21 protein-coding genes are annotated in these 17,661 nt (G+C 41.7%); 2 read left to right on the forward strand and 19 right to left on the reverse strand.

Features of this window, described 5'->3' with window-relative positions; all coding sequences use genetic code 11:
- The first annotated feature begins 255 nt into the window (after positions 1 to 255).
- Positions 256 to 687 (forward strand): YwpF family protein, encoded by a 432-nt coding sequence (locus tag AJGP001_RS13800; protein WP_071153059.1) that lies wholly within the window; start codon positions 256 to 258, stop codon positions 685 to 687.
- A gap of 116 nt (positions 688 to 803) precedes the next feature.
- On the opposite strand, the gene AJGP001_RS13805 is transcribed toward AJGP001_RS13800, so the two are convergent.
- The 16 genes from AJGP001_RS13805 to AJGP001_RS13880 form a co-directional block, all read right to left on the reverse strand.
- Entirely contained in the window at positions 804 to 1,190 is a 387-nt protein-coding gene (locus AJGP001_RS13805) for a hypothetical protein (RefSeq protein ID WP_071153058.1), read from the reverse strand.
- A 52-nt stretch (positions 1,191 to 1,242) separates the two neighbouring features.
- On the reverse strand, positions 1,243 to 1,683 hold the full coding sequence (fabZ, locus tag AJGP001_RS13810; protein ID WP_058384476.1) for a 3-hydroxyacyl-ACP dehydratase FabZ: 441 nt from the start codon (positions 1,681 to 1,683) through the stop codon (positions 1,243 to 1,245).
- A 79-nt stretch (positions 1,684 to 1,762) separates the two neighbouring features.
- Positions 1,763 to 2,026, reverse strand: coding sequence for a DNA-directed RNA polymerase subunit beta (locus tag AJGP001_RS13815; RefSeq protein ID WP_078080668.1), 264 nt, complete (start codon positions 2,024 to 2,026; stop codon positions 1,763 to 1,765).
- Positions 2,027 to 2,143: 117 nt separating this feature from the next.
- On the reverse strand, positions 2,144 to 3,142 hold the full coding sequence (mreB, locus tag AJGP001_RS13820) for a rod shape-determining protein (protein WP_058384474.1): 999 nt from the start codon (positions 3,140 to 3,142) through the stop codon (positions 2,144 to 2,146).
- Positions 3,143 to 3,437: 295 nt separating this feature from the next.
- Positions 3,438 to 4,736, reverse strand: a complete 1,299-nt coding sequence (gene murA / locus AJGP001_RS13825; RefSeq protein WP_071153056.1) for a UDP-N-acetylglucosamine 1-carboxyvinyltransferase — start codon at positions 4,734 to 4,736, stop codon at positions 3,438 to 3,440.
- Between the two features lie 348 nt (positions 4,737 to 5,084).
- Positions 5,085 to 5,318: a DUF1146 family protein gene (locus AJGP001_RS13830; RefSeq protein WP_078080669.1), complete on the reverse strand. Its 234-nt coding sequence runs from the start codon at positions 5,316 to 5,318 to the stop codon at positions 5,085 to 5,087.
- A gap of 194 nt (positions 5,319 to 5,512) precedes the next feature.
- Positions 5,513 to 5,917: a F0F1 ATP synthase subunit epsilon gene (locus tag AJGP001_RS13835; RefSeq protein ID WP_071153054.1), complete on the reverse strand. Its 405-nt coding sequence runs from the start codon at positions 5,915 to 5,917 to the stop codon at positions 5,513 to 5,515.
- Positions 5,918 to 5,941: 24 nt separating this feature from the next.
- A complete protein-coding gene (gene atpD / locus AJGP001_RS13840) occupies positions 5,942 to 7,357 on the reverse strand; it encodes a F0F1 ATP synthase subunit beta (protein WP_058384470.1) in 1,416 nt (471 codons plus the stop codon).
- A 168-nt stretch (positions 7,358 to 7,525) separates the two neighbouring features.
- Positions 7,526 to 8,383, reverse strand: coding sequence for an ATP synthase F1 subunit gamma (gene atpG / locus AJGP001_RS13845; protein WP_058384469.1), 858 nt, complete (start codon positions 8,381 to 8,383; stop codon positions 7,526 to 7,528).
- Positions 8,384 to 8,430: 47 nt separating this feature from the next.
- Positions 8,431 to 9,939, reverse strand: a complete 1,509-nt coding sequence (gene atpA / locus AJGP001_RS13850; protein ID WP_058384468.1) for a F0F1 ATP synthase subunit alpha — start codon at positions 9,937 to 9,939, stop codon at positions 8,431 to 8,433.
- 27 nt (positions 9,940 to 9,966) lie between these two features.
- On the reverse strand, positions 9,967 to 10,497 hold the full coding sequence (locus tag AJGP001_RS13855; RefSeq protein WP_058384467.1) for a F0F1 ATP synthase subunit delta: 531 nt from the start codon (positions 10,495 to 10,497) through the stop codon (positions 9,967 to 9,969).
- A complete protein-coding gene (gene atpF, locus AJGP001_RS13860) occupies positions 10,494 to 11,015 on the reverse strand; it encodes a F0F1 ATP synthase subunit B (RefSeq protein ID WP_058384466.1) in 522 nt (173 codons plus the stop codon). The genes AJGP001_RS13855 and atpF overlap by 4 nt, the downstream gene beginning before the upstream one ends.
- A 160-nt stretch (positions 11,016 to 11,175) precedes the next feature.
- The gene (gene atpE, locus AJGP001_RS13865) at positions 11,176 to 11,400 is read right to left on the reverse strand and encodes a F0F1 ATP synthase subunit C (RefSeq protein WP_006829234.1); all 225 of its coding nucleotides are present in this window, start codon (positions 11,398 to 11,400) and stop codon (positions 11,176 to 11,178) included.
- 58 nt (positions 11,401 to 11,458) lie between these two features.
- A complete protein-coding gene (gene atpB / locus AJGP001_RS13870; protein WP_058384465.1) occupies positions 11,459 to 12,169 on the reverse strand; it encodes a F0F1 ATP synthase subunit A in 711 nt (236 codons plus the stop codon).
- A gap of 27 nt (positions 12,170 to 12,196) precedes the next feature.
- Positions 12,197 to 12,568, reverse strand: a complete 372-nt coding sequence (locus AJGP001_RS13875; RefSeq protein ID WP_058384464.1) for an ATP synthase subunit I — start codon at positions 12,566 to 12,568, stop codon at positions 12,197 to 12,199.
- Positions 12,569 to 12,570: 2 nt separating this feature from the next.
- Positions 12,571 to 12,792 carry an AtpZ/AtpI family protein gene (locus AJGP001_RS13880; RefSeq protein WP_058384463.1) on the reverse strand — a complete coding sequence of 74 codons (222 nt, stop codon included), beginning with the start codon at positions 12,790 to 12,792 and terminating at the stop codon, positions 12,571 to 12,573.
- 316 nt (positions 12,793 to 13,108) lie between these two features.
- Here AJGP001_RS13880 and AJGP001_RS13885 point away from each other — a divergent pair, with 316 nt between their 5' ends.
- Positions 13,109 to 13,294 carry a hypothetical protein gene (locus tag AJGP001_RS13885; protein ID WP_071153053.1) on the forward strand — a complete coding sequence of 62 codons (186 nt, stop codon included), beginning with the start codon at positions 13,109 to 13,111 and terminating at the stop codon, positions 13,292 to 13,294.
- On the opposite strand, the gene wecB is transcribed toward AJGP001_RS13885, so the two are convergent.
- The 3 genes from wecB to AJGP001_RS13900 form a co-directional block, all read right to left on the reverse strand.
- Positions 13,276 to 14,394 (reverse strand): non-hydrolyzing UDP-N-acetylglucosamine 2-epimerase, encoded by a 1,119-nt coding sequence (wecB, locus tag AJGP001_RS13890; protein WP_058384462.1) that lies wholly within the window; start codon positions 14,392 to 14,394, stop codon positions 13,276 to 13,278. The genes AJGP001_RS13885 and wecB overlap by 19 nt on opposite strands.
- 19 nt (positions 14,395 to 14,413) lie before the next feature.
- Positions 14,414 to 15,043 carry a uracil phosphoribosyltransferase gene (upp, locus tag AJGP001_RS13895; RefSeq protein WP_058384461.1) on the reverse strand — a complete coding sequence of 210 codons (630 nt, stop codon included), beginning with the start codon at positions 15,041 to 15,043 and terminating at the stop codon, positions 14,414 to 14,416.
- A 235-nt stretch (positions 15,044 to 15,278) separates the two neighbouring features.
- Positions 15,279 to 17,453, reverse strand: coding sequence for an EAL domain-containing protein (locus tag AJGP001_RS13900; protein WP_071153052.1), 2,175 nt, complete (start codon positions 17,451 to 17,453; stop codon positions 15,279 to 15,281).
- Positions 17,454 to 17,661: the final 208 nt, after the last annotated feature.

A 17,661-nucleotide genomic window follows, 5' to 3' on the forward strand; every position in this document is an offset into this window, starting at 1 on the left:
AGAAGATTGAATTCTTTGCAAAGTAGGAAAAATAATTTTTCAGGGCTTTTCCTCTATCATATTTCATTTTTGATCGATTGCTAAAAATAGTTTTCGCTGCTATTAGTTGAGTTTGTTCAGTTTTCATACGAGTGCACTGCAAATCAAAACTGATTTTTAGTAGAATCTGGATATTTCCAAACAAGCTTTTTCAGTATGCCAGCCAAATCTTCAATATGCTATACTGAAACAAAGTTGTATAGGAGGCATTGCTAAATGAAAACATTTAAAATGCTGTCATTGGGTATTGAAAAAGATGACCAAGTGACGGATTATCCGGTAAATGACGGCATCATCATCAACCAAGAAAATAGTGAACGCTCGTGGATTCTTGAAATGCTGATTGATTTAGAACATCAAGAGACGTTTGATCAGCTAAAAAAAACAAAAGAGACGGTCGCCGTCCAAGTTGTCATTTCTTATCCTGGAAACGAACCTGCCCCTTTTGAAGTAGAAGTTCATGATGTGAAAATCATGGGTGATCATGTTTCAGTCTTAATGAAAGGTACATTAAAACGAGCTCGTCGAAAATACGCAGAAACTTTGCTGTCAGAGTTGCTAGAAGATGGACTTGAAGGCCAAGACTTACTCGAACGCTTTGAAATCGATATGCGTACGCGGCCAGGGCTTCGTAAAGACGAAACTTAATGGCACCTTAAAATCCCATATAAAAAGCTGTTCCTGAAAGTCTACATTCTGACTTTCAGGAACAGCTTTTTTATTCTTAAATGAATGGAAGCGATGTTTATTCGTTTACTCAAACTTTAATCGAGTGATTTTTTTACCAGCTTTTCTTCAATAAAATCCGCTTCTGCTCTGCATGCATAGTCATAAGAGGTATGTAAAAGTTCCTGTTTGGCTTCAATGCGGGCAACTTGTTCTTCAGAAGGAGGTTCGTTTACTATCCGTTCAATTGTTTGATTGATTCTTTCTGCAATACTTTCGTGAAATGCAGGAGCAAGCTTCGTTTCTTCCGGTACTTGTTTATACCACTTTGCCTCATTTTCAATATATGCTTTCCAAGCAGCCAGAAAGTCGACTAACTGGTATTTCTCTTCTTGCCATTCAATTTGAGTCATGTATTTTTCGAATACTTTCGAGATGGATTTTGTAATACTGCTTTTCACACTTGGTGGCAGTGATTTGTACATATGACTAGCCTCCATTTCCAAACACCAAATTTAGATGTGCAGCTTTAGCAACTTACTCTGCTGAAGCTACTGGTCCCAGTGCAAAGAGAATATCGCATTCGCACGCAATTTCCCCATCCACTGTAGCAATTGCATGACCTTTGCCCATTGAACCGCGCAATTTTGTCAATACTACTTCTAAACGCAACTGATCACCCGGCACAACTTGTCTTTTAAATCGGCAGTTGTCGATGCCTGTAAAAAATGCTAGACGGCCTTTATTGGCATCTAATTGTAGCACAGCGGCTGCACCAACTTGTGCGAGCGCTTCAACGATTAAAACACCTGGCATAACAGGGTACCCTGGAAAATGCCCATTAAAAAACTCTTCGTTTGCCGATACATTTTTTAAGCCAACAGCTTTCTTGCCAGCTTCAATTTCTAAAATGCGGTCTACCATCAAAAATGGGTAGCGATGAGGTAAAATTGCTTGAATTTGTTCTGTTGTCAACAATTGATCCAGCTCCTTTTATCTTACTTTACAGTGTCTACTACTCTTTTTTCAAGTGCCATCTACTAGGTGAAGTTTTTCGCTATTTGCCACTCATGATATCTACTATATGCTGCCAAGTTTCCCATTTCAGCGCATCCGCCGGTTCACCATCACCAATGACACCAAAGCCAATCATGACGCCTAAAACAACCGCTAACGCAATCAATACAATGACAATGATAATACGAAGCCAGATTGGAAACAGCCGTATTTGAACCCACCACGTCTTTTTCGGATTCTCTGTACTTGCTGCATCTTTAGACGTTTTTTTTCGAAGAGAAAAGTTTTTCTTCAGTTCAGCCATTCACTCCGTCAACCTTTCCATCTACTGAATTATCGAATTCCAAACAAAACTCGAATAGATAAACTGTAGTTAGTAGTATAACTAGAATATTCTACTTTGACTATCTGCCGATCGCCCTTATTTTCGGTGGCGAAAAATATTTTCTTTCGCCTCCAGCATCAGACCCGTTCCCAACACAACACATTCCAATGGATTTTCGGCAATTGAAACAGGGATTTCTAATTTTTCGGCTAATAACTGATCCAGCCCGTCCACTAATGCGCCACCACCCGTTAAAATTGCGCCACTTTCCACAATGTCTGACGCTAGTTCAGGTGGCGTTTTCTCCAATACCATTCGCGCTGCTTCAACTATCGATTGAATCGAATCCCGCAAAGCAGTTTCGATTTCCGGTGAAGTAATGATCAACGTTTTTGGAAAAGCCGTTAACAGATCACGTCCACGTATTTCTATTTCTTTTGCTTTGGTACACGATACTGCTGTCCCAATTTCCTGCTTAATCTTTTCGGCAGTTTTTTCACCGATCAACAACTTATGGTGATGTTTAATATAAGTCATTATCTGCTGATCAAAGCGGTCACCGGCTATTTTAATGGTTTCACTTGTGACAATATCACCCATAGATAAAACTGCGATATCCGTCGTCCCACCACCAATATCAATGACCATGCTGGCGTTTGGTCGATAGATATCAAGACCGGCACCAATTGCCGCTACTTTTGGTTCGACTTCCACGTATACTTTTTTGGCACCTGCTTTTTCTGCGACTTCACGGATTGCATTTTGTTCAATACTCGTGACATTCGTCGGACAACATATTAGAATGCGTGGCTTTGACATAAAACCCTTTAACTTTAAAATATGAATAAAGTGCTTCAGCATTGCTTCAGTAACATCAAAATCGTGGATTACTCCATCTCTCAATGGGCGGACAGACACAATGTGTTTTGGCGTTCTACCAATCATTTTATGCGCTTCTTTTCCAATAGCCACGATTTCATTTGTTTTCTTATCCATGGCTACTACTGAAGGTTCGTTCAAAATGATTCCTTTGCCTTTAACATATATTAATACATTTGCAGTCCCTAGATCGATTCCGATATCTTTAGAAAACATTAAGCTCGCACTCCTTTTAAACCAGTTATTCCGTTTGACGACTTATAATCTAACACTTTTCGAACGGCATATGTACAAAATGCACAAATCCGTTTGACTCCCCTACTACTCAACGATAGCAAACTCCTCATTGACAAAGATTTCCCACCATTTTTATGTACCTTCAAAAAGATTCTCTTAACAGAGTATTTTATCATAATGTAGATCTCATTGACAAAAATTCCTCGATTTATTCACAGCAATTGAAAAAGCTTGCGAGACTGGTAAACAGTGCCGCAAGCCCTTTATAAACGTATTAGACCAATTGCTCAACTTTAACATCAATCTGTTCAGTAGTTACACGCTCAATGTCTGCGCCCAAAGCTGCTAGTTTCAAATGAAAGTTAACATAGCCACGATCCAAATGATAAAGTTCGTTTACTCGTGTAATTCCATCTGCAGCAAGTCCCGCCAGAATCAATGCAGCCGCAGCTCTTAAATCCGTAGCCGCAACTTCAGCTCCTTGAAGCTTTGATGGACCTTCCATAATTACCGAACGCCCTTCAATTTTAACTGAAGCATTCATGCGACGGAATTCTTCCACATGCATAAAGCGATTTTCAAAAACTGTTTCCGTCAAAATACCATTGCCAGTTGCCGTTAGCATTAATGACATCATCTGCGATTGCATATCTGTTGGGAATCCTGGATGTGGCATTGTTTTGATATCGATTGACCGAAGCGGACGACTTGCACGGATACGCAATCCTTCTGCTGTTTCTTGAATATCAACACCCATTTCACCCATTTTGGAAATCAAAGCTGTCATATGTTCTGGCACAGCGTTTTCGATCGTTACATCGCCTTCTGTAATTGCAGCTGCGACCATAAACGTTCCTGCTTCAACACGATCTGGGATGATGTAATGTTCAGCACCATGCATCTCTTCTACACCTTCGATGCGCATCGTATCTGTACCCGCGCCAATAACGCGACCACCCATCTCATTTATGTAATTTGCTAAATCAACAATTTCAGGTTCTTTAGCAGCATTTTCGATAAGTGTTGTGCCTTCTGCTAAAGCAGCAGCCATCATAATATTTTCAGTTGCGCCTACACTCGGAAAATCCAAATAGATTTTCGCGCCACGTAAACGACCTACTGTTTTTGCTTCAACAAATCCGTTTCCAAATGTAATGCTCGCACCCATTGCTTCAAAACCTTTTAAGTGCTGATCGATGGGACGTGATCCAATTGCACAGCCCCCTGGCAACGCTACACGAGCAAAACCATTACGCGCAAGAACTGGTCCCATTACCAAAATTGAGGCACGCATTTTACGTACATATTCAAATTGTGCTTCACTCGATAACGTTGCAGAAGAATCAATTAGCATTTCATTTTTTTCTGGGAAATACTCAATGGAAACGTTCAAGCTTTTCAAGACCTCTTGGATTGTGTATACATCTGCTAAATTCGGTACTTCTTTAATTACACTTGAGCCTTTAGAAGCTAATAATGCTCCAGCCAATACAGGGAGAACTGCATTTTTAGCACCTTCTACCCGTACCTTTCCTTTTAACTTTTGGCCGCCTTTTACAATAATCTGATCCACTAATATGCCCTCCATATGTTTAATATTCATCTATATATCTCATCTACAATTAAAAGTCCAATGTCATTATTTAGAACCAAAACCTTATTCATATTACCTTTTTTTTAATAAAAAACAAGCAACTATACTCTCATTTTGTTCTATTATTAATCGGAACACTACATTGTTCGTATACCTATTCACTTTTATGTCCGTTAGGGCTAAAAGTCATGTTTTAAAAGTATTTCTATTAAACCTTTTCCCCACTGTCATTAGCGTAAACCTTATATACTCTTTTATTTCCCCGGAAATATAATTTTGCCGTTTTGCCACAGCTATGAACTTCAAGGCCATGGCAAAACGGCAATTTTAAAACAGATAAGGCAATTGCCTAGACCAAGATGAAATATTTAGGAAAAAAGTAGATACCATCGTCCCTATTGAAATACTAAGAAAAATATACAGAATTTGAGCCTGTAACACATGGTGCTTGTGAATAAATTTTTCAAACATTAATGCACGCATTGCATAAAAAGCAACTCCGGTGAAGAAAATATGGCTAAAAATAGAAATCAATGCTGTTTGCCCAATCATGCTTTCCATGTTATCCATCCTTTCGTAAATTGAAAAAGCGGACAAAAGTCAATTGCCCTTTTGCCCGCTTCTGCTTTTCTTTATTTTCTAGTTCCAACGGCCAACTCCTCGGGTCATAAGCCAACCCAGCTATGTGGCAAAGAACGCCACATTGCTGGCCTGTCTTATGCCTGTCGGAGCTGAACGGCCGTTTTCACTTTTCTTTAAACATTACCCTCATAAACGTTGATACGATTCATCGCACGCTTTAACGCCAATTCTGCACGTTTAAAGTCGATTTCATCTTTATTTGCCTGTAAAAGTGCTTCTGCACGTTTAGCGGATTCCTGAGCACGAGACAGATCGATTTCTGTTGCGCGTTCAGCCGATTGTGCAAGGATAGTCACTTTTTCAGGACGGATTTCAAGAAATCCGCCGTTTACCGCAACTAATTCTGTCGAGTTGTCTTTCTTTAATCGGACTGCACCGATTCCAAGAGGAGCTACTGTTGGAATGTGACCTGGTAAAATACCCATCTCACCTGTTGCTGTAACTGCAATAACCATAGATACTTCTGAATCGTATACCGGGCCGTCGGGAGTGACAATATTGACTGTAATGGTCTTCATTTTTTTCCCTCCTGGTCCCTGGTTTTAGACTTCTACGCCCATGCCTTTTGCTTTTGCAATAACATCTTCAATGCGTCCAACTAAACGGAAAGCATCTTCTGGCAAGTGGTCATATTTTCCATCAAGAATTCCTCTGAATCCTTTGATCGTTTCTTGAACTGGAACATAAGAACCTTTTTGGCCAGTGAACTGTTCAGCAACGTGGAAGTTTTGAGAAAGGAAGTTTTGAACGCGGCGTGCACGGTTAACCGTCAGCTTGTCCTCATCACTTAGCTCATCCATACCAAGGATTGCAATAATATCTTGTAATTCTCTGTAGCGCTGCAAAGTTTCTTGAACTTCACGCGAGATTCCGTAGTGTTCTTCGCCAACAATTTCTGGTGACAATGCACGAGAAGTTGATGCTAAAGGATCCACTGCTGGGTAAATACCCATCTCGGAAAGTTTACGCTCAAGGTTAGTCGTTGCATCTAAGTGAGCAAAAGTTGTAGCCGGAGCCGGATCCGTATAGTCATCGGCTGGTACATAAATTGCTTGAATCGATGTTACTGACCCTTTGCTTGTCGTCGTGATACGCTCTTGTAATTGACCCATTTCAGTAGCAAGTGTTGGTTGGTAACCAACTGCTGATGGCATACGGCCTAGTAATGCAGATACCTCAGATCCTGCTTGTGTGAAACGGTAAATGTTATCGATGAATAGAAGAACGTCAGCGCCTTGTTCGTCACGGAAGTATTCTGCCATTGTCAAACCAGTCAAAGCAACACGCATACGTGCACCCGGTGGCTCGTTCATTTGGCCGAAAACCATAGCCGTTTTCTTAATAACGCCAGAATCGCTCATTTCAAAGAACAAGTCATTTCCTTCACGTGTACGTTCACCAACACCAGCGAATACGGATAAACCACCGTGTTCTTGTGCGATGTTGTTAATCAATTCTTGAATAAGAACTGTTTTACCTACCCCGGCACCACCGAAGAGACCGATTTTACCACCTTTGATATAAGGTGCAAGCAAATCGACAACTTTGATACCTGTTTCAAGAATTTCAACTTCTGTGGAAAGATGCTCAAATGTAGGTGCTAAACGGTGAATCGGATCACGACGCACTGCTGCTGGAATTTCTTCCCCTAAATCGATAACTTCACCAAGCACGTTGAATACACGGCCTAATGTTACATCTCCAACTGGAACAGAAATTGCTTTGCCCAAGTCAGTTACTACTGAACCACGTTGTAATCCATCAGTGGATTCCAGCGCGATTGTACGGACTGAATCATCACCAAGGTGAAGAGCCACTTCAAGCGTTAAAACGACTTGATCTTGGCCGGGACGATCAATATTTACAGTTAAGGCGTTATAAATAGCTGGTAGCTGTCCGTTAGCGAACTTGATATCTACAACAGGTCCCATAACCTGAAGAACGTGTCCTGTATTCATGCTGTTCCCTCCTGTCTTACTTTTTTATAAAATTCCCTATACGGGATACTCATTTTTAGAATGTAGCATCTAGATTTTACAGGCTCTCAGGCAATCTACTCTAGAAATAAAATTTCTAGTGCATTTCGCCATTAGCCTGTCGAGTCTACATGAATACTTCTGTATGTTTTATTCTAAAGCAGATGCTCCGCCAACAATCTCTGTAATTTCCTGTGTGATTGCTGCTTGGCGTGCACGGTTGTATTGAAGTGTAAGTCCACTAATCAAATCAGACGCATTATCAGTCGCGCTCTTCATTGCTGTCATGGATGCAGCATGTTCACTCGCTTTGCCGTCAAGAACAGCCCCAAAGATTAAGCTTTCTGCGTATTGAGGAAGTAAAACTTCCAAAATTGCTTCTGCTGAAGGATCAAACTCATACGATGCAGTTGATCCTGTCGGTTGAATATCCGTCAGCGGCAAGACTTTTTTCTCTGTGACTTCTTGTTGAATAGCTGAAACAAAGTGATTGTAGTACATATAAACTTCGTCATACGTACCATCTGAGAACATACCAACAGCTTTGCGCGTTATTTCTTTAATATCCGCAAACGTCGGATGATCCGGAAGTGCGATTGCACTCTCAAGAATCGTCATTCCTTGCTTCGCAAAGAATTCCTTTCCTTTCCGGCCAACGCTGAGGATTACAAAGTCGTCATTAGATGTATGGCGTTCGCGGATTTTAGCCATAACAGTACGAAGAATATTACTGTTATATCCACCTACTAGCCCACGATCTGATGTAATCACTAAATAAGCGGTTTTCTTTACAGGGCGAGCAATCATCATCGGGTTGCTAGTATCTGAAGATCCAGCTGCGATAGATGCGACAACATCCTGAATTTTGTGCATGTATGGAACGAACGCTTTCGCGTTTACTTCCGCACGGCTTAGTTTAGATGCAGAAACCATTTGCATGGCTCTTGTGATTTGACTTGTTTTCTTCGTTGACGTAATTCGGTTTTTTATATCGCGTAATGATGCCACTGGTATTTCACCACCTTATTATTTTTTCTTCTTATTCGAACTCGATATTACTCAGATTTTGCAAATGTGCGTTTGAATTCGTTAATCGCTGCAGCAAATGCGTCATCAGCTGGTAATCCTTGAGTTGTGCGAATAGTATCCAAAATTTCTGTGTGGTTTAGATCTAACCAGCTTGTCAATTCAGCTTCAAAGCGAGAAATGTCGTTGATCGCGATATCGTCAAGGAATCCACGAGTTAACGCGTAGAAAATAACAACTTGTTTTTCAACTTTGATTGGATTGTTCAAGTCTTGCTTCAAGACTTCAACTGTACGTTTCCCACGCTCAAGTTTCGCAGCAGTTGCAGCATCAAGATCTGAACCAAACTGTGAGAATGACTCAAGTTCACGGAAAGCAGCCAAGTCAAGACGTAATGTACCCGCAACTTTTTTCATTGCTTTGATCTGAGCTGAACCACCAACACGTGATACAGAAAGACCCGCATTGATCGCTGGGCGTACACCCGAGAAGAATAGATCCGACTGAAGGAAAATCTGACCATCTGTAATCGAGATAACGTTTGTTGGAATATATGCAGCAATATCGCCAGCTTGCGTTTCAACGAACGGCAATGCTGTGATAGAACCTGAACCAAGAGTTTCGTTTAATTTTGCAGCACGTTCTAGTAAACGTGAGTGCAAGTAGAAAACGTCACCTGGGTAAGCTTCACGGCCTGGTGGACGACGAAGTAGTAGTGAAAGTTCACGGTAAGCAGATGCTTGTTTTGTTAAATCATCATAGACGATTAACACGTGTTTGCCTTCAAACATGAATTCTTCTGCCATTGTAATACCTGCATAAGGAGCCAAGTACAATAATGGAGCTGGTTGTGAAGCTGAAGCTGTTACAACGATTGTGTAATCTAATGCTCCATTTTTACGGAAAGTTTCTACTACGTTACGTACAGTAGATTCTTTTTGTCCGATTGCCACGTAGATACAAATCATATCTTGGTCAGCTTGGTTTAAAATCGTATCGATCGCTACAGAAGTTTTACCTGTCTGACGGTCACCGATGATCAACTCACGCTGTCCACGACCGATTGGCACAAGTGCATCAATCGCTTTAATACCTGTTTGAAGTGGCTCATGAACCGATTTACGGGCCATTACACCTTGTGCAGGACTTTCAATTGGACGAGATTTTGTTGTGTTGATTGGTCCAAGACCGTCAACAGGTTGTCCAAGTGGATTTACTACACGTCCGATAAGTTCGTGTCCTACCGGTACTTCCATAATACGGCCAGTTCGACGTACTTCATCGCCTTCTTTGATGTCTGTGTAAGGGCCAAGGATAATAATACCAACGTTGTTGGCTTCCAAGTTTTGCGCCATACCAATAGCACCAGTTGAGAACTCTACAAGTTCTCCAGCCATGACATTGTCGAGGCCATGAGCGCGCGCGATACCATCACCAATGGTAATTACTGTACCAACGTCGTCAACTTTCATCTCTGATTGATAATTTTCAATCTGTTGTTTAATCAGACCGCTGATTTCTTCAGCTTTGATGCTCATGTATGTCACCCTCTCATAATTTCATAATTAACCGATTAGTTGACGTTGCAAGCGTGCCAGTTTCGTGCTCACGCTGCTGTCATAAATACGGTTACCGATTTGAATACGTAATCCACCGATCAACGATGGGTCGATAATATTTTCAATTCGCAAAGATTGTTTGCCAATTTTTTTAGCGAATACAGAAGAAATCGATGCACGTTCTTCTTCAGTCAATGGACGTGTAGAATATACTTCTGCATCTTCGATTCCTTGTGCATGATTAGATAAAGCAATAAACTCATCAGCCAATGAGCCAACTTCGTTCAGACGTTTGCGTTCTGCCATCAATTGGAGTGTGTTAACGACAAACGGATTTGCCTCATGAAACACTTCATTGATTAAGTTTGTTCTTTTATCAGCTGAAAGTTTTGGAGAAACAATCAAATTGTAAAGTTCAGGAGTCATTTCAAAGACTTTTTTCACTTCACGTAAATCATGTTCAATTGCCAAAGACGATTCATGCTTTTGAGCGACTTGGAACAATGCTAAAGCGTAGCGTTCTGCAACTTGACTCACTGAACTTCGCCTGCCTTCGCAATCGTTTCATTAATCAACTGACGGTTGTCTTCCTCAGAGATTTCTTTTTCAAGCACTTTCGTAGCAGCAAGTAGTGACAATGCCACAACTTCTTCACGAACAGCTGAAATCGCTTTATCTCTTTCGTTAGCAATTTCCTGAACTGCAGCATCTTTCATGCGAGCAGATTCAGCACGTGCAGTTGTAATGATTTCCTCACGCGAAACTTCGCCTTGCTTTTTAGCGTTTTCAACGATTTCTTGTGCTTGTGTACGCGCATCTTTAAGAAGGCTGCGCTGCTCTTCAAGCAATTTGTGTGATTCTAGACGGCTGTTTTCAGCAGTTTCGATCTCACTCTTGATCAAATCTTCACGTTGCTGCATTATGCCCATCAAAGGACCCCATGCGAACTTCTTCAATAGCAACATTAGTAAAATGAAGATCACAAGTGTAGCGAGAATGTCTCCAATATTCAAAAACTCCCCGGTTGCACCGAGTACGAGGTGATCAAAAAACACGATTGTTTCACTCCCTTCAAGAGCCTAAAATGCAATTTCTTCTATAGTAAGATCTTTTATTTTCGTAAGTTGTGTTTCTGAAAAATACTAGTTCATACAAGTTTAAATGGCGAAAACCATGTCGAAGCATCCCCACCATTTAACTTTTTGTATAAAAATACTATTGGTTCATAACGATGAACGCGATAACTACAGCGATGATTGGCAATGCCTCAACCAATGCAACACCGATGAACATAGTTGTTTGTAATACGCCACGAGCTTCTGGCTGGCGAGCGATACCTTCAACTGTTTTTGAAACGATAAGACCGTTACCGATACCCGCGCCTAGTGCTGCTAAACCTACTGCGATTGCTGCTGCTAATAAACCTAATGAACCTGTCATTGTAATGTGTCCTCCTCAGGATAGTTGTTTTTTTGTTTGCTCGATGAGCAGTTTATACTCAATGGTCGTCGGCAACTTTATGCGATAAATAGACCATCGTCAACATAACGAAAATAAATGATTGGATTGCCCCGATAAAGATCGAGAACCCTTGCCACGCCATCATTGGTAAAATAGCTGTTGCAAATCCGAAAGCACTTGCTGATGCGAGGCCTGCTAACAAAGTTAACAAGATTTCCCCCGCATAGATGTTACCGTAAAGACGCAGACCGAGTGTCAGCGTATTTGCGAATTCCTCAATAATCTTTAAAGGAAATAGGAATGGCATGGGCTTAAGATAGCTTCCACCATATCCTTTTAGTCCTTTTAGCTTGATCCCATAAAAATGGCTCAAAACTAGTACCGTTGCGGCTAGTGTCATTGCTACCGTCGGATCAGCTGTTGGTGATTTCCACCACAGATCTCCGTTGACAACTATTGCAAATGGAAGTCCCAACATGTTCGACACAAAAATGAACATAATCAGGGTGATTCCAAGAACATGGAATCGGCCACCATCTTTCCAATCCATATTGCTTTTGATTATCCCTTTCACGAAATCCATGATCCATTCCATGAAGTTTTGCATACCCGTCGGTTTAAGTTGCAAATTCCGTGTAGCGACAAAAGCAATTAGGAAGACGATAAGAGCGGCTACAAGTAGCATCATAACGTTCGATAGGTTGAACCAGATCCCGAACACCTTGAGCATAGGAGCGCCATGTTCCACGATAGTTTCACCTCTCTTTCCACATTCTTAATGGTGTTTCACGTGATAAACAATCCGCTCTGTTAATAACAGAGCATAAGGGACCATCAACCCAATTACTGTACTGACCAAGTGAATGTGCTCTGCGAATAAAATGGCAATCGCCACAGCTGCAACACCTGATGCAAACCGTAATGCCGTTCCAAGCGAACGAACTTTCGAGCCTTCAGCCACCGCTCGGTCGAATTTCTCCATCCGACGAACGAGAATCCACATGTTGTAAATGCCGAACAAAGTTCCGATGATGAGACCTGCGAACACTTCTTGATAAGAGGTAAACCCCCAACCAATAACGTAGAACGCTAAGATGAAAAGGATCATCTTTTTTAGCCTTGTATATATCTCCCTAAGTCCATCCATTTTCACTTGTCTCCTGATTCGAATTTGCGGACAGTCTGAAGCATTGCCCAAACACCGGCAGTAATGCCTATGAATAGGCAGATGATCATGAAAAACGGGGCGGTTCCGATCCTTTCATCGAGCCACATACCTGTAAACACCCCGATGAGTACGGACCCGACAAGTTGTGAGAGGATGGCGCTGTAAATTGCCATCGCTTGCAAGGGCCTTTTTGTTGGGCGCATGACAACCCCCTCGAACTTCGTTGATTTGACATTACACCCTCAAAAAGAGTAGTCGCATCAGGCTTCCAAATTACATATTCTATGTAAGAAAACCTTCTCATGCATACCCTTTGTAAGCATACATTAGGGGTAAAATCATGTCAATTAGTAGAAGTGAAAAACTTCACAAGCGATTTCCCTCTGACATATTGTCGACAAACTTTAACACGAAAAGTGGAATCGGCTATTTTAGCTCCGACAGGCTTAAGACAGAATGGCGAAGTGGCGTTTTTCAGCCACACAGCCAGGCTGACTTAAGACCCCGAGGAGCTAGCCGATGCAACTGGACAACACGAAAAGTGAAAGTGCCTGTTTAGCTCTGACAGGTGTAAGACAATCTGGCGAAGCGGCGTTCTTTGCCGCACAGCTAGAGTGGCTTACATCCCGAAGAGCTGGGCACTTGCAACTGGACAACACGAAAAGTGGAATCGGCGATTCACTCTTTTACAACTTCGAGAAATAAGTGTGCAATGCTTCTACAATCCGAGCAGATGCTTTACCGTCTCCGTATGGATTAGATGCTTGCGACATTGCTTTATACGCCGCTTCATCCGTCAGCAATTCTTTGGCCATTCCGTAAATTGTTTCTTCGTCCGTTCCCGCAAGCTTAAGCGTTCCCGCACTAATACCTTCAGGGCGTTCAGTCGTATCACGCAGGACCAATACCGGCTTACCTAATGAGGGTGCCTCTTCTTGAATGCCACCAGAGTCAGTCAGGATAAAGAACGAACGTGCTGCAAAGTTGTGGAAATCCAAAACTTCCAACGGCTCGATCAAATGGATACGCGGATCGCGACCCAATACCTCATCTGCTACTTCACGTACTGCCGGATTCATATGCACCGGGTAAACTACTTGAATATCGTCATGCTCTTCGATCAAACGTTTGATGGCACGGAACATATTGCGCATCGGTTGGCCTAAATTTTCACGACGATGTGCCGTCAAAAGAATCATACGATCCGTACCGATTTTCTCCAAAATTGGATGCGAATACGTTTCACGCACCGTTGTTTGAAGTGCATCAATCGCTGTATTTCCTGTAATATAAATGGTTTCTTCTTTTTTGTTTTCAGCAAGCAGATTTTGAGCAGATTTTTCAGTTGGTGAAAAATGAATGTCTGCCATGACTCCCGTCAATTGACGGTTCATTTCTTCAGGATATGGCGAGTATTTATTGTGCGTACGCAAACCCGCTTCTACATGTCCAATGGCAACTTGGTTATAAAATGCGGCAAGACTAGCGGCGAAAGTTGTTGTCGTATCGCCATGAACCAGCACGATATCTGGTTTTGCTTTTTTCATAACTTCATCAAGCCCTTGCATCGCGCGCATTGTCACATCAGTCAATGTTTGACGATCTTTCATAATGTTCAAGTCGAAATCAGGCGTGATACCGAATGTCTCCAGAACCTGGTCCAGCATTTCTCTGTGCTGCGCCGTCACCGTTACTAATGGCTCAATGGTGTCCGGATGTTTTTGCAGTTCTAACACAAGCGGTGCCATTTTAATGGCTTCAGGCCGCGTACCAAATATCGTCATTACTTTCCATTTTTTCGTCAAGCTGATATACCTCGCTCTCTTATTTTGTTCCGAATAATCGGTCGCCAGCATCTCCAAGACCTGGTACGATGTATCCTTTTTCGTTCAATTTCTCATCAAGCGCTGCGATGTAGATATCCACATCCGGATGAGCTTTTTGCAAAGCTTCTACACCTTCAGGAGCTGCGATGATGCACATGAAACGGATTTTTGTGGCTCCACGTTTTTTCATAGAGTTGACTGCTTCGATTGCTGATCCGCCTGTAGCAAGCATTGGATCAACTACGATGAAATCTCGTTCTTGTACATCAGAAGGTAATTTCAAATAGTACTCAACCGGCTGCAACGTAACCGGGTCACGGTATAACCCAATATGTCCAACTTTAGCAGCTGGAATCAATTTCAAAATTCCATCTACCATTCCAATTCCTGCACGCAAAATCGGCACAACGCCTAATTTTTTTCCTGCTAAAACTTTAGATTTCGCCATTTGAACTGGTGTCTCCACGTCGATTTCCTCTAATGGCAAGTCGCGTGTGATTTCAAATGCCATCAATGTAGCAATTTCATCCACCAATTCACGAAACTCTTTTGTGCCTGTAGATTTATCACGGATGTACGTTACTTTATGTTGGATCAGCGGATGATCGAAAACGTATACTTTTCCCATGGCTATCTCTCCTTTTCAAATATTATCTTAAATAGTATAACAGAAAACCAGTAGCCCAAGTTGTCAGATATTGCTTTAGCATTATTCAGTTATTTTCACCTATGGTTTATTTCACAAAAAAAAAAGCCAGGATAACTTCCCCAGCTTTTCTTGGCATCAAATTTTTGGACAACCATCAGCGCCATTCATTTTTGAGCCAACGCAATTAATGTTCAGTTCCTAACAAGTTTTTCTGTTACAAGAAAAAAGCTTCGTTCAGCGGCATCGGTTTATAGAACAGATAACCTTGCCCTACTTTGCAGCCAAGCTCCAACAATGTTTGACGATCTTTTTCCGTTTCCACACCTTCTGCTACTGCACGCATGTTCAGGTTTTCTGCAAGCTGGATGATGGTTCGAATAATCGCCAATGTTCCTGGCTCATTCATATTCGAAATGAATGAACGATCGATTTTTAATTCTTCGACAGGCAGTTTTTGTAAGTAGCTGAGTGATGAGTAACCTGTTCCAAAATCATCAATCGACGTAGTAAAGCCGCACTGCTTCAAGTGTTTGAATACTTTATTGGCTGTCTCGATATCAACAAAGCCAATTCGTTCTGTAATTTCCAATTGAATCCACTGTGGATCAATACCATATTCGGCAGTCATATCCATTAGATGCGGAACAAATGAATGATGAAAAAAATGATCTGCTGATATGTTGATAGCTACTTGTCGAATCTTCAAGCCCTGCTCTACTCTTTTTTTCATCCAGTCCAACACTTGTTGTAAGATGTTCTGCTCCAACAAACGAATCTTGCCATTTTTTTCAGCTGCTGGAATAAAGACATCCGGCGAAATCGTGCCAAGGTCCGGTGAAGTCCAGCGAGCGAGCGCTTCAAAGCTTAAAATTTCACCAGTTGCCAAATCGACTTTCGGCTGCAGGTGCACGCCCACTTCATTGCGCCTGAGGGCTGCGGTCAATTCATTAGCCACACGCAGGTATTTCATCATAAACTCATCATGTTCACTCTCAAAATAACAAATCGCTTCGCCTGTCCGAAGTTTTGCCTGAGACAAAGCACTATCTGCACAACGAATCAATTCTTCCGAATTCTCTTGATGAGGAGTCACAACTGCTACACCAATTTTCAAAGTTAGAAATAATTCCATATCGCCAACAGTAATCGGTTCGACTAGCCCCTGCAACAGATGCTCTAAATATTCCGGGATTTTAGTGAACGGCATCATGCTAAACATGGCCAACGTTGAATCTGAAAACCGTGCAATCAACCCCTCAGAAGAATTTTGTGACAGCATCAACCGTTTGCCGATTTCACTCATAATGGTATCTCCTGTGCTGTGACCGTATTGATCGACTACTGCGACGTATTCATCTGTTGATATAAAGGCAATAAAGCCTTCTCGTTTTTCTTTGAGCAGTTCAGCGACTTCATTTCTGAAATAATTTCGGTTGGGCAATCCTGTATGCTCATCGACATAAGCAAGCCGCAGAATTTTTTCTTGCTGCTGAGAATACTTGATCGCCAGTGAAGTAATGGATCCGATTTCTTCCATGAAGGCTAAATCTTCTTCGTGTGGAGTCAATGGAACAGAAAAGTAAATCCCAAACGTACCCATTGTCTTTCCTTCAACGTTGAATATGGGAATGGACCAGCTTGCTACCAACCCATACTCTTTTACCAATTGCTGATGATTCCGCCATAGATAATCTGAGCCCATGTCTTCGACAACTACTAATTTCTGTCTATGAAACGCAGCTCCGCACGTTCCAATATCTTCTTCAACGGCTAAGCCACTAATCGCTTCTTGAAAGCCTTTTGGCATAGAATTGGCTGCACCGATTTTATAAAATTCATCATCATCGATCAACAAAACTGTACATTTTGCACTATCAATAAAAAACGATTCGGCTGTCTGGCAGATGTCCTGCAACAGCACACTGAGCATATGTCCTTTTTCAATGCCTCTATACGTTTCTTTTTGAAGTTTAATCAGCGCTTCCGCACGCTTACGATCTGTAATATCGTGCTGTAGCATCAAAGTGAAATTGAAATTCTTCTCTGGAAAAGACAAAGGTTCCACTGATATTTCATTCCAAAAAGGTGTGCCGTTTTTTCGGTAATTGACGATTTCAACTACTCCACTCTCACCAGAAGCCACGCAGGCACGTACTTTATCACTTGCTTCTTTTGCTGTTTTTTCTCCGTGAAGAAAGCGTCCATTGCGCCCGAGCGTTTCCGCTTCGCTATAGCCGATCATTTTGTAGAAAGCGTCATTTGCATAAACGATGGGATGATTTTCTATTTCAGAATTGATGATTAGAAACGATGTATGGAATTCTACACCTAGACGGCGCAGCCACTCTATAATCACTTTCTTATCTCTTTCAAGTTCATTCGTGTACATGCGACACGTCCCTCCTGCTGTTATTTCTATGTACTTCAACTGAACAATATACATTCACCTTTACATGCTGATACGAAGAAATTTGACCATCTACAACTTAAAGTGGTGCCGCTATATAACGAAAAAAAGTATAGACTTCTGCAAGCTGAGCGTAGCAGCTAGAAGAATCGCTATCACTACGAGAAATGAAGTGCCTCTTCAAATTTAA

The sequence above is a fragment of the Planococcus faecalis genome, assembly GCF_002009235.1.
GTDB lineage: Bacteria > Bacillota > Bacilli > Bacillales_A > Planococcaceae > Planococcus > Planococcus kocurii.